Annotated in this window: 11 protein-coding genes; all 11 read left to right on the forward strand. The window is 58.6% G+C overall.

What is annotated here, in order from left to right; all coding sequences use genetic code 11:
• The first annotated feature begins 12 nt into the window (after positions 1 to 12).
• The 11 genes from H7850_RS13265 to H7850_RS13315 all read left to right on the forward strand — a co-directional run bounded on the left by H7850_RS13265 (position 13) and on the right by H7850_RS13315 (position 13,130).
• Positions 13 to 789: a ribonucleoside-diphosphate reductase gene (locus tag H7850_RS13265; protein WP_227370069.1), complete on the forward strand. Its 777-nt coding sequence runs from the start codon at positions 13 to 15 to the stop codon at positions 787 to 789.
• Positions 790 to 974: 185 nt separating this feature from the next.
• Positions 975 to 1,406, forward strand: coding sequence for a hypothetical protein (locus H7850_RS13270; protein ID WP_227370070.1), 432 nt, complete (start codon positions 975 to 977; stop codon positions 1,404 to 1,406).
• 469 nt (positions 1,407 to 1,875) lie between these two features.
• A complete protein-coding gene (locus H7850_RS13275) occupies positions 1,876 to 4,638 on the forward strand; it encodes a molybdopterin-dependent oxidoreductase (protein WP_227370071.1) in 2,763 nt (920 codons plus the stop codon).
• A gap of 27 nt (positions 4,639 to 4,665) precedes the next feature.
• Positions 4,666 to 5,646 (forward strand): chlorate reductase subunit beta, encoded by a 981-nt coding sequence (gene clrB, locus H7850_RS13280; protein WP_227370072.1) that lies wholly within the window; start codon positions 4,666 to 4,668, stop codon positions 5,644 to 5,646.
• 10 nt (positions 5,647 to 5,656) lie between these two features.
• Positions 5,657 to 6,400 (forward strand): molecular chaperone TorD family protein, encoded by a 744-nt coding sequence (locus H7850_RS13285; protein ID WP_227370073.1) that lies wholly within the window; start codon positions 5,657 to 5,659, stop codon positions 6,398 to 6,400.
• A gap of 12 nt (positions 6,401 to 6,412) precedes the next feature.
• Positions 6,413 to 7,249, forward strand: coding sequence for a dimethylsulfide dehydrogenase (locus tag H7850_RS13290; protein WP_227370074.1), 837 nt, complete (start codon positions 6,413 to 6,415; stop codon positions 7,247 to 7,249).
• Between the two features lie 8 nt (positions 7,250 to 7,257).
• Positions 7,258 to 8,421, forward strand: a complete 1,164-nt coding sequence (locus tag H7850_RS13295; RefSeq protein ID WP_227370075.1) for an Mrp/NBP35 family ATP-binding protein — start codon at positions 7,258 to 7,260, stop codon at positions 8,419 to 8,421.
• Between the two features lie 8 nt (positions 8,422 to 8,429).
• Positions 8,430 to 10,343: a WD40/YVTN/BNR-like repeat-containing protein gene (locus tag H7850_RS13300; RefSeq protein ID WP_227370076.1), complete on the forward strand. Its 1,914-nt coding sequence runs from the start codon at positions 8,430 to 8,432 to the stop codon at positions 10,341 to 10,343.
• 8 nt (positions 10,344 to 10,351) lie between these two features.
• Positions 10,352 to 10,759, forward strand: a complete 408-nt coding sequence (locus H7850_RS13305) for a DCC1-like thiol-disulfide oxidoreductase family protein (protein WP_227370077.1) — start codon at positions 10,352 to 10,354, stop codon at positions 10,757 to 10,759.
• A gap of 271 nt (positions 10,760 to 11,030) precedes the next feature.
• Complete coding sequence (locus tag H7850_RS13310; RefSeq protein WP_227370078.1) at positions 11,031 to 11,852, forward strand: outer membrane protein OmpK; 822 nt, start codon at positions 11,031 to 11,033, stop codon at positions 11,850 to 11,852.
• A gap of 15 nt (positions 11,853 to 11,867) precedes the next feature.
• Complete coding sequence (locus H7850_RS13315) at positions 11,868 to 13,130, forward strand: NupC/NupG family nucleoside CNT transporter (protein WP_227370079.1); 1,263 nt, start codon at positions 11,868 to 11,870, stop codon at positions 13,128 to 13,130.
• Positions 13,131 to 13,148 lie beyond the last annotated feature (18 nt).

A 13,148-nucleotide genomic window follows, 5' to 3' on the forward strand; every position in this document is an offset into this window, starting at 1 on the left:
AGGAGCCTTGTGATGGCCGTCGAAATCAAATCCAAGATCGTGGGTTACCGCGTCAAGCAGCCCCAAGCCGAATCGAAGGCAGGGTTGCAGACAGGACTGCAGGCAGAGTTGCCGCTAAGCGAAGAGGACCCGTTGACGCTGCGCATTCCATCGCGCCCGGAAGGCACGCTTGAAGCGGTCTCTGAAAAGATCTCCTACGTCGGCGCCGAAGGGCGCAAGAAGGTCTATGTGCTGGTGGCCTTCATGCCGGTGGAAGGGGTGCTCAATGGCAAGCAGGTAGTCATCGAACGCCCGGTGGAGTTCTTCTTCCCCTCGGGCCAGCTTTCCAGCGAGCATCAATGGATCACCGCTACCATGCGAAGCCTGTCCCTGGCGGCCCGGGGCGGTTATGTCACCCAGGCCCTGGCGGATCTGCGCAAGGTGGCCTGGGACAAGGGATTGGTACGCTGCGGCATGAACCGCTGGAACAAGCCCATGTTTCACGACTCCGAGGTGGCGGCGATCGCCTGGTCGCTGCAGCAGATTCTTCACCGGCGTGGGTTTGTCGACGCCGATGGCATCCAGGTGCCGGTGGACGAGCTGGCTCGGGTTCACGCCCAGCGCCTGATGAACGGTCAGCCCTGGCAACCACCGGTAGAGGAGAAGGACGAGGCGCCTGCGGCGACCCAAAGCGGCAGCGGTGCCGGAGCGCCGGTGGTCGGCCACTGTCCGGAATGCCGTGGCGAGTTGATCATGATGGATGGTTGCCCTACCTGTTACGCGGGCTGCGGCTGGTCGAAGTGTGGGTAAACAATGCAACTGAAATAGCCCCTGGGCATCAGTGTGACGTGGCTGGGCTATAAAGTTGGGTCATGAAGTTAGGTCATGAAATTGGGTCATGAAGCTGAGTCACAGGATCAAGCGCAGACACGTCAGAGCGTGTCTGCGGAAAGAGGCTACACTGTAATGAGAAGCTAATCACAAGGAGGTAAACGATGAAAATTGTCAGCGCATCCTTACTCGCGAGCTTGATGTTGCTACCCATGGGGGCGGCAATGGCTAGTGAAGGCGGTGCACCGAGCATGGAAATCGAACTTCAGGAACCAGGTGGCGATATCACCATTGCCACGCTCGTATCGAATGTCGATGGGTTTGTGGTGGCCCACGAGGCAGATGACGAAGGCAAGCCGAATACAAAGGCCATCGGCCACACCCAGATAAAAAAAGGGTCTCAGGAGCGCATCGGGATCGTGTTGGATAGGGACATGGAATCCGGTGAAAAGATCTTCGTCATGTTGCATGAAGATACGGGCAAGGAAGGCGAGTACGAATTCGGCCCGGATAATACCGATGTGGATAAACCCGTCATGGTGGATGGCAAACCCTTCATGAAGTCTTTCCAGGTCAGCTGGACTGGCGATCACTGATTTGTTGAGCAATTCAGTGGCTATCTATTTCGGCAGCATGTTGTTGATAGCCACTGAATAATTTCGGGCTAACGAACCGAGCAAGAAACTAGGATGAACGCCTGGTCAGCAAGCAAACGTTGCGTAATTTGACGCAAATCAATTTTAGTGCAGAAAGGGACTATTCGCAGGCTCATCTGACACCACTTCCACCCTCGCACTGCTAAACTACAGCACAACTTAAGTAGTAGTGCCTCGCCAATCAAAAAATAACCGACTAGCTCAGGCCTTGCGTTAGCAAGCTTAATATTAGCCTAAATTAAAGTTGGCTTGCCCGATAGGATATTGGCATATCGATCTATATGGTGATGATCGTAGGTATCTGATTTATAAATAAATTATAGGTACGGTTCATCCATGCCATCCCAATTGGCCATAAAAATGATGACAGGTGAGTCCCTGCAGACTCGCCAATGATGAGGAGAGAACCATGGGGATGTGGAAACTCAAGCGCCGTGACTTCTTGAAAGGCATGGGACTAACCGGCACCGGCGTGCTGCTCAGCGGTAACGTCTGGGCGCTCAATCGCCTCGAGCCCATCGGCGACAGCCTGAACGAAGAATATCCTTATCGTGGCTGGGAAGATCTGTACCGCAACGAGTGGGACTGGGACAAGATTGGCCACGCCGCTCACTGTATCAACTGCATGGGCAACTGCGGCTGGGACGTCTATGTAAAAGATGGCATCGTGATCCGCGAGGAGCAGATCGCCAAGTACCCTCAGGTCAATTCCAAGGTGCCGGATGCCAACCCGCGGGGTTGCCAGAAGGGTGCCATCCACTCCGCCGCCATGTACGAGGCGGATCGCGTGCACTATCCGCTCAAGCGTGCCGGTGAACGCGGCGAGGGCAAGTGGCAGCGTGTATCCTGGGATCAGGCCACGGAAGAAATCGCCGACAAGATCATCGATATCTTCGAGAAATATGGCCCGGGCAAGCTCAAGACCCACCAGGGTTCCGGCAATCAGTCCATGGTACGCCAATCCGCGGGCAACCGTTTTTCCTGCCTGGTCGGCGGCATTCAGCTCGACGGCTTCACCGTGGTCGGCGACTTGAACACCGGGGCGCACCTGGCCTATGGCAACCCGCTGGAAAGCTTCACCTCGGATGCCTGGTTCGATGCGGATTACATCCTGCTGGGCATGATCAATCCCAATGCCACTCGTATCCCGGATGCTCACTATATCTGGGAAGCGCAGCATAACGGCGCGCGTATCGTTTCCACCGCACCGGACATGAACCCCAGCGCCATTCACACCGACCTGTGGATGCCCATCAAGCACGGCACCGACCCTTACCTTGCCATCTCCATGGTCAATGTGATCATCGAGGAAAAGCTCTACAAGCCCGAGTTCATGAAGGAGCAGACGGATCTTCCGATTCTGGTGCGCAGCGACAACCAGAAGATGCTGCGGGAATCCGATATGGAAGAGGGCGGCTCCGAGGAAATCTTCTACCACTGGGATCTCAACAGCAACAAGCCGGTCAAGGTCAAGGGCTCCATGGGCTCCACGGACAAGACCATCAAGCTCGACGGCGTCGATCCCGCCATCGAGGGTGAGTTCGATTTCGACGGTATTGCAGTTGCCACCGTCTTTGAGTTCGTCAAGAAAGAGGCTGCCAAGTTCCCGCCGGAAGACACCGAGTCCCGCACGGGGCTGAATGCGGACATGGTGCGTCGCGAGGCGCGTCGCATGGCCGAGGCGCGCAAGGCCATCGTCATGCTGGGCTACATCACATCCTTCTATTCCAACTGCCTGTTCACCGGCTGGGGCTATGCGCTGGCGCTGGCATTGACCGGTCACGGCGGCAAGACCGGCGGCCTGGATACCTCCTGGGTGGTGTGGAACCACCCGCGCTGGACGGAGCTTGCCAACTTCGGCGGCAAGAAGCTGCCCCGTTACGAAGCCGGTGGCATCGGCGAATTCAAGCGCGGCAACATGATCAAGGGCGCGCGCAAGCATTTCGACAACGCCAAGCTCAAGGAGGCGGTGGGCTTCGATCTCGATGATATGGAAGAGATGATGCAGGAGTCCATCGATAAGGGCTGGATGCCCTATTACGGCGAGATCAAGGGCATGATCTCAGTGGCGGACAACACCTTCCGGCGCAACAAGTACGTCGACGAGTACCGCCGGGTGCATCTGGAGCAGGCAAGCGAACTCTACGTCAACGTCAACGTGCGTCTGGACTCCACCGCGGAATGGGCGGATTACGTGTTGCCCGCGGCCAGCCACTACGAGGCCTGGGATCTGCGTACTCAAGGGTTCCACCGCTTCTGTAACGTGTTCACTCGCCCGGTAGAGCCGATCTTCGAATCCAAGCCGGATTGGGAAATCATGGCGCTTTTGACCAAGAAGATTCAGGAGCGGGCTATCGCTCGGGGTATTGGCGCTATCGAGGACGGTGACGTGACCCGGGACCTGCATACCATTCATGACGACTTCACCATGAATGGCAAGCTGATGACTGATTATGACGTGACCAAGTGGATGGTGGAAAACTCACCGGAGTACGGTGACATAACCATTGAAGAGGCAGCTGAGAAAGGCTTTATCGTGCTGAACGAAAAGGCCGGCACCAATCAGCCCCTGGTAAAAGACGAGCCCTACAATCCCTTTACCGCTCAGACCGATACCAAGAAGCCCTACGATACCCTGACCGGACGTATCACCTTCTACTGTGATCATCCGTGGTTCATGAAGATGGGGGCTGCGGTACCCACCGGGCGCGGAACCGCCGGACCGGCAGCATCGAACTATCCGTTGGCGTTCTATTCTCCTCACACCCGCTGGGGTATCCACTCCAACTGGCGGTCAAACAAGTTCATGCTGCGCCTGCAGCGAGGTGAACCGAACATCTACATCAATCCTCAGCTGGCGGATGAGAGAAATATCAAGGACGGCGATACCGTGCGGCTGTTCAACGCCAACGGCGAGTTCTTCGCCCAGGCGAAGTTCTACCCGAGTATTCCCGCCAACACGATCATGATGGAGCACGGCTGGGAGCCGCATCAGTACATTCAAAGAAAGCCCATGAACAACTCCATGGCGACCTTCCTGCAGCCGCTCGAAATGGCCGGCGGTTGGGGACATCTAGGCTTCAAGTATGCGATGTGGAACGCCAACCAGTTGGCGCACGAGGGCAGCTACGACATCGAACTGGCCAAACCCGAAGACATCAGCTTCAGCTGATCCTGACCGGCGCGAGAGGAGAAAATCATGGCCGTAAAACGTCAAATCAGCATGGTGCTGGACCTGAACAAATGTATTGGCTGCCAGACCTGCACATCCGCCTGCAAGCTGATGTGGACCAACCGCAGCGGTCGCGAATACATGTACTGGAACAACGTCGAGACCATGCCTGGGGAAGGTTATCCCCGGGGCTACCAGAAGATGGGCGGCGGTTTCGACAAGGACGGGGCGCTGAAGCTCAGCAAGCAACCTACGCTGGAAGATTATGGTATTCCCTGGGAATACAACTATGAAGAAGCCCTGATGACCGGCACCGATCCCTGGCTGCGTCCCAACGTCAAGCCTACTTGGGGGGCCAACTGGGATGAAGATCAGGGCGAGGGGGACTACCCCAACAGCTACTACTTCTACCTGCCGCGTCTGTGCAACCACTGCGCCAACCCGGCCTGTTTGGCGGCCTGTTCGCGTAACGCCATCTACAAGCGCCAGGAAGACGGCATCGTACTGGTGGACCAGGAGCGCTGCCGAGGCTATCGCTACTGCGTCAACGCCTGCCCCTACAAGAAGGTCTACTTCAACGAGGAAATATCGAAGTCTGAGAAGTGCATCTTCTGCTATCCAAGGATCGAAAAGGGCCTGGCCACCGCCTGTGCCCGCCAGTGTGTCGGTCGGATTCGCTGGATCGGCTATCGCGACGACGAGGAAGGCCCGATTCACACTCTGGTGGAAAAGTACAAGGTCGCCTTGCCGCTGCATCCGGAGTGGGGCACCCAGCCCAACGTCTTCTATGTGCCGCCGATGTCTTCTTCGAAGTTCGGCCCCAACGGCGAGGAGTTGGATGAGCCGCGTATACCGCTTGCGTACCTGGAAAGCCTGTTCGGCGAACGGGTCGGCGAGGTGCTGGAGACCATCAAGCGTGAGCGCAAGGCTAAGAACGAAGGCCGGGAGAGCGAGCTGATGGATACGCTGATCGGCTTCAAGCACGCCGAAATGTTCAAGTTGAGCTGAGGGCGACACCATGACGACAGCTCAACGACTGCCTTCGGTGGATTCTCCCGCCCGCGCGGAAGCCAAGAGCACGATCTACCGCTTGGCGGCGGTAGCCTTCGGCCATCCGTTGCCGGAAACCCAGCAGGCCTTCGCCGACGGCAGCTTCAACCAGGCGCTGGATAGCGCCTGGCAGGCGGTCACCGGTCGCCCCTGGCCATGCCAGCCGGCAAGCAGCAGTTTTGCCGAACTGGAATCGGGCTATATCAGCACTTTTCGTCATGGTCAGAAAGGTAAGCCGCAGGTAGCACTGGTGGCAGGAGAGTACGAGGAGCTGCTCAAGGGCCAGACGCGTCCCACCTTCCTGCTGAACGTGCAGGCCTTCTACAAGCATTTTGGCCTGCAGGCCGCCGTGGGGGACGAGGGGCTGACCGAAGAGCCGGATCACCTGAGCGCCATGCTCGAGTTCATGGCGGTATTGACCCATCTGGAGGCTCAGGCGCTTGCGCAGCATAAGGAGGCGAACCCCTATCGTCTCGCGCAACGGGACTTTATCAAGCGGCATCTGGTGCCGCTGCTTGCGGCCATTCAACGAAAGGCCGGCAGCGAAAAAAGGCTGATCCTGGATGCGACCCTGATACGCCTGATCGAGGACCTGCCAGAGTGGGCAAGGAACCAGCTGGTCGAGCTCGAGGCAAGAGTGGGGCCTTATGATGAAAAGGCCAAGGACGCCGCGATCAAGGGCCGCGTTCCCGATCAGAACCTGTGGAATTGAGGAGAGATGATAATGCAGCGCTCAATCAACTACCTGGCCGCGCTCCTGATCGGACTGCCGCTGTCCGGCACCGCCCTGGCGGAGTTCTCGGAGTTTGAAAACCCCAATATTCAGGAGGTAGAGCCCTGGGATACTATCAGGATAGGCCGAGTACCGGATGACATCTATTTGAGGGATATCGATGACCCGGACGACATTATCTGGGATCGAATTCCTGCCTATCGCACTTATCTGAGCGTGGCGCCGCCGGTGCACCCCTCGACGAAGCTGCGCTTCAACGCGGATAGCGGCACGAACTTGTATTTTCAGGTCGCCCGCACCTCGGATTACTTTCTGGTGCGATTGCGCTGGAAGGACACCACCCAAAACATCGGTACTACCATCGACGGCTTTCGCGATGCCGCTGCCATTCAGTTCGCCCTCAATGGCAGCACGGACACCTCTTACATGATGGGCTCGGGGCCGGATAGCCCGGTCAATATCTGGTACTGGCGTTCGGACCATGAGTTTCATGTGGAAGACCTGGCCGCCGGCGGCTATGGCAGTACGACCATGTTGCCGGATCAGCAGCTCAACGGACACGCCGCGTACAACGATGGCCGTGCACCCGTGGATCAGGAATGGCATCTGGTAATGGCGCGAAAAATCGGAGAGGAGGGCGATCACAAGATCGACCTGACCCAGGATCAGATTCCCATCAGCTTCGCCGTATGGCAGGGGGCGGATGGCGGACGAGACGGTAACAAGCACGTCACTCAAGGATGGATTCTGCTGGACAATAGTCTGGAAGGCGGCAAGTCCTTTGACGATGACAAGGCTCAGGCCTCCACTCAAACGTCCAATCAATAGGTGTCGGAATGTCGGTTTCCTACCTCAACGTAGGCAATGACTCAGCGGGCGATAACGAGGAACTCAAGCTCAGCCCGGCGAATTGCGGGCTGGGCCATTCCTGTCAGTTTTGTCCTCATGAGCCCCACTGCAGCCTGGACAAGCCCCATCACGAGAAACTGCTGATCGAAAGTTGCCTTGAGTGCATCGATCAGATCGTGCTGGTAATGGCCAACAAGGGCGGCGTTGGCAAGAGCACCGTGTCTGCCAATCTGGCCACCGGTTTGGCTCAGCGCGGCTATCGGGTTGGCGTGGCGGATGCGGATATCCACGGTCCCAATCAGAGTCGCTTCTTCGGCTTCGCCGGCGAGCACGTGCGTCTGAGCGAGCAGGGCCTGGCGACCAAGGATTTCACTGACGATGCTTTGGAGCATCCGGTCAAGGTCGGCTCGCTGGCCTTTCTGATGGAAAGCGACGATACGCCCATCGTATGGCGAGACGCCTACAAGCATGACTTCATGCATCATCTGGTGGGCTCCTTTGACTGGGGCGAGCTGGATTTCCTGATCGTCGATATGCCCCCGGGCACCGGCAACGAACTGATTACGCTTTCCGACATGCTGGAAGGCGCGAATGTCTCGGCCTTGCTTGCCACCACGCCGCAAGACGTGGCGCTGATGGACAGCTTGAAAGCCGTGCGCTTCTGTCATGAGCGGGGCCTGCCGATGCTGGGCGTGGTGGAAAACATGTCCGGCATCACCTGCCCACACTGCAGCGGTGAGTTTCATCTTTTCCCCCGGGATCATCTGGTGGAAAGCCTTGCCAAGGCCGGTATTGAATCCTTGACCCAGATCCCCTTGGCATTGGAACTTGCCTCGGGCTCGGACCTGGGCACGCCAGTGGTGGTCGCGCATCCTCAGAGCCCCGCCGCCCAGGCATTCACCCCGGTGGTGGAAGCCTGCATCACGAAGGCCCAGTCGGCGTTCTCCCAGGCTGCGGTGCACTCCCTGGGGGATGCGTTTGACAAGAATCTCGAGTCTTCCGATCTGGAAGACGCTCTGGCGGGTTTTCCCGAAGAAGAGCGCGACGCCATGCGCCAGGAACTGGAAGCCATGTTGAGCGCCGAGCAGCAACGTCTCTCCGGTGCCGATGTTTCCGTCGATTCATCCAGTTATGATGACAGCGATAAATAAGGAATTACATGGCCATAACCGGCACTGCAACCAACCCTGAGCGTCGTCGCCTATTTCGTGATCTGCTCGGCGGCGGCGATCCCGAAGCGCCGCATCAGGCGCCCTGGCATCGAGTACCGGAAGTCAGCGCCGGCGATGGCGATGTGCTGTGGTCCGGCTGGGCATCCAGCAATGAAGTGTTCGTGGTGGGTGACGAAGGCATGATCCTGCACTTCGATGGCACTCCCGCGGAAGACGGCAGCCTGTGGCATCACATGGAAACGCCGATACAGTTGCCGCTGCACGCCATCTGGGGCAACGATCGCTTGCGGCTCTACGCGGTGGGCTGGATGGGGTCCATCCTGCATTTCGATGGTGACCAATGGCACCTACAGCGTGGCGGCATCATCGATGAGAAAACCGAGCGCTTCGCTCCCTGCGAGGAAAACACCCCGCTGTTCGCCATCATCGGCGACGAGGCAGGCCGCGCCTGGGCGGTAGGCGACGACGGCATGATCCTGACCCTCGATGGCGATACCTGGCGGCGCGAAGCCAGCGGGACCACGATCAATCTGCGCGGCATTACGCGCACCCCCAATGGCCAGCTCTATGCGGTAGGCGGCGAAGGCACGGTGCTCACTAGCGCCGGCGACGGCCAGTGGCACCAGCTCGAGTGCCCCTTCGGTTCGGGCTTCATGACCGTGCTGGCGCTTGGTGACGATGAATTGCTGCTGGCCGGTGGGCGCTATTTCATCGACCAGAACGGTTTTCGTGGCGAATTGGTACGTTATCAAAAGGGGCGTTTCGAGAACGTTCAAGTCGACAAGCCCATGCCGCGGCTGCGCTCTCTCAAGACCTACAAGGACGGCGTGCTGATCGTTGGTGATCAGGGGCATCTCTACTATCTCAAGGACAGTCTGAAGGGCAGCAGGCTCGACCAGCTGCAAAGCAACAACCGTCACGATCTGATGGATATCGTACCGCTGCCTACCGGGGAAGCCCTGGCGGTGGGTGATTTCGGCACCATCATGACCGCGGCGGCGGACTTTACCCAGGCCCTGGCGCCGGAGGTCGACCCCGATGCCGAACAGGCCATCGACTGGGAACTCATGGACTCCGGTACCCAGCGTCAGCTCTGGGGCCTCTGGGCCAGCCCGGATGGCACGCTCTACGCTTGCGGCGAGAGCGGCACGGTACTGCGTCATGCAAATGAAGGCCAAGGCGACAATGGCGACAACCGCTGGGAAACACTGCCGGCCCCCAGTGAACTCTCGGTGCACTGTGTATGGGATGCCGGGCAGGGCGGCCTGTATGCCGCTGGGCAGATGGGACAGATATTTCGCTTCGACGGCGAGCGGTGGGACAAGCATTACGACCTGCATCTGGATATCACCATTCTGGCCATGTGGGGCACCGGGCCGAACTCGATCTATGCGGTGGGAGACGAAGGGCTGATCCTGCATTGGGACGGCCTGGGTTGGCAGCGCATGATCAGTAGCACCAAGTCCGCGCTCTACAATATCTGGGGTATGGACGACGATCATATCTTGGCAGTGGGCGACTTCGGTTTGATCTTGCGCTGGAATGGCGACAACTGGGCGGAGTTTCACGCCGGTACCGAAAATTTCCTCTACGATGTGTGGGGGGATAGCCTGAGCAACATCTTCATCGTCGGGCTTTCCGGCACCCTGGGGCATTTCGATGGCACGCGCTGGATGCTGACCCCGGCCCGAGCCCGGGACGATCTGCTGGCAATTTCCGGCACGTCTGACGTTGGCCCTTACGTCGTCGGCACCGGCGGCAATATCCTGCGCTATGAAGGCGGAGAGTGGCAGCCGGAGAACGCTGGCACCACCACCGGCCTGCGCGCGGTGCGAGTAACCGGCCAAGGCGATGTCTTCGCCGCCGGCGATAAGGGTACGATTCTCAAAAGAAAACGTTAGGGAAAGCAATGAGTGACGACGCAGTGCTGATCTACGACGGCCAGTGTCCCTTCTGTGCCAACTACGCTCGTCTGGTGCGATTACGGGGAACTGTCGATCGTCTCAAGCTGGTCGATGCCCGGGAAAAGCCCGCCATTATGGAAGAAATCAACCACGCCGGACTGGATATCGACCAGGGCATGGTGCTCAAGCTGAATGGCAACTTGTATCACGGTGACGAAGCGATGCAACGGGTGGCACTGATGAGTAGCCGCTCGGGCGTCTTCAACCGTCTCAATCACTGGATATTTCGCTCGCCTCGGCGCGCGCGCCTGCTCTATCCGCCGCTGCGGGGTATTCGCAATCTCGTGATCAAGGGGCTGGGGCGCAGGCCCATCGATAATCTCGCTCGCAAAGAGAAGGGTGAGGGTTCTTGATGCGCTTGCTACTGCCCAGTCCCGCATCTCGACTCGATCCTGGCCCTCAGTCGCGGCGAAGGCTCATTTGATAGAAATCCAGACAGTAGGTGGTCGATTCTAGCGTGTTCGTTGCTGCTATCCGGATTCTCTGGTGTCGTGTGGGCGTTCACAGAACCCATTTTTGTTAGAAAAGTAACACCTGATGCTATAAATTCCACTTCGGGAGCTGCGAATCGCTTTTGCGTGAACAGCAAATTCGCTGATTACAACGACAAAAGTGGAATCCGCCATGCCCAAGTTCCTTCCTCGATCTGCTGCCGTCTTGCCAGTTGCTGCTGGCATCCTTTCTTTCGTCGCTTCCCCGGTGCAGGCCGAGGGGCCTCTTACGCCGCGTTGGTCTTTCGCCAACCTGTCGATCAATTACCTCGACTGGTCGGATGGTACCGAGGCGCGCACCGCCGATAATGCCGCCAAGGGCGACTTCTTCTACCTTGAACTCGAAGGCGGTATCGGTTTCGATTGGGGAGAGTTCTATGGTTTCTACGATTTCGAGAACCCGCAGAACGATACCAGCGAGGAAGACGGTCGCGACAATCGACGCAGCGCCGCCAAGGTCACCTCGCATATCTATCTGGGCGAGACGCCTTTCTCGCTTTACTTTCACGTCTACGACTTTCGGGACTACGGTTACAACAGCGAGGAGCAGGATCGCATCGTTGGCCTGGGATACCGCCATACCTTCGATAATGGGCTGTGGTTCAAGCCTTTCCTGGGCAAGGCCTGGGTAGAGAGCCAGTCCGGTGGCTACAGTGGCGAGAATGGCTACATGCTCGGCTGGGTGCTGGGCTATGGCTTCGAGGCCTTTGGTGAAAACCTGAGTGTGACCAACTGGCACGAGCAGACCTTCGACCGAGACGACGATTACCTGTCGCGTAACTACGTCAACGGCCCGGCCGGCAGTGTCGGTACCAACGGCGCCGTGGCCCTGTGGTGGCACCCCGTGGAGGCGATCACTACCGGTGTGCAATATCGCTATTCAAATAACAAGTTGGGTACCGCCGACCATTATCAGAACGCCATGATCTACACCCTCAAATACAATTTTCTGTAGAAAAAGGACTTTCCCATGACATTGATCATGAGCCTCGTTGGGATGGCGACCCTGATTCTCATTGCGCTGCTGTTCTCCACCAATAGGCGGGCGATACGCCTGCGTACCGTGGGCGTCGCCTTCGCCATCCAGGCGGGTATCGGCGCCTTCGTGCTCTACGTGCCCTTCGGCCAGGCGGTGCTCAAGGCAGTCTCCGATGCGGTCAGCCAGGTCGTGCTCTACGCCAACGACGGCATCGATTTCCTGTTCGGCGGGTTGGCCAACGTGGAGTCGGTCGGCTTCGTCTTCGCGATCAAGGTGCTGCCGGTGATCATTTTTTTCGCCTCGCTGACCGCCGTACTCTACTACCTGGGCATCATGCAGTGGGTCGTGCGTATTCTCGGGGGCGCGCTGCAGAAGGCGCTTGGCACCTCTCGGGCAGAGTCGCTTTCGGCCACGGCCAATATCTTCGTCGGTCAGACCGAGGCGCCACTGGTGGTGCGCCCCTTTATCGCCGGCATGACGCAATCCCAGCTGTTCGCGGTGATGAGCGGCGGGCTCGCCTCGGTGGCGGGTTCGGTACTGGCGGGCTACGCCGCCCTGGGGATTCCCATGGAATATCTGGTGGCGGCTTCCTTCATGGCCGCACCGGGGGGACTGCTGTTCGCCAAGCTGATCATCCCCGAGACCCGGGAGGTGGGGGACGATGTGAATGAAGCCAATGAGGTGATCGAGGAGCAGGATCAGCCAAGCAACGTGCTCGATGCCGCTGCCGCCGGGGCCTCCTCGGGCCTGCAGCTGGCAGCCAACGTTGGTGCCATGCTATTGGCCTTCATCGGCTTGATTGCGCTGATCAACGGCATCTTGGGCGGCATTGGGGACTGGTTCGGCATGGAGTCGCTGAGTCTCGAGTTGATCCTGGGCTGGCTGTTCGCGCCCCTGGCGTTTCTACTGGGGGTGGGCTGGGATGAGGCTGTGTTCGCGGGCTCCTTCATCGGCCAGAAGCTGGTACTCAACGAATTCGTCGCCTATGTCAACCTGGCACCCTATATCGACGGCGAGACGGTAGTGGCGGCCACGGGCGAGATGATTACCCCGCATACCGTGGCGATTCTGTCGTTTGCCCTGTGCGGCTTCGCCAATCTGTCGTCCATCGCCATTCTGTTGGGTGGGCTTGGCAGCATCGCCCCGAGCCGCCGTCACGATATCGCCCGCCTGGGTCTCAAGGCAGTATTGGCGGGCACGCTCTCCAACCTGATGTCCGCGACGATTGCCGGCTTCTTCATTGCCTTGGCGTAGAAAAGGCGGATGATCGAC

It is taken from the genome of Halomonas sp. M20 (genome assembly GCF_020622265.1).
Classification (GTDB): domain Bacteria; phylum Pseudomonadota; class Gammaproteobacteria; order Pseudomonadales; family Halomonadaceae; genus Modicisalibacter.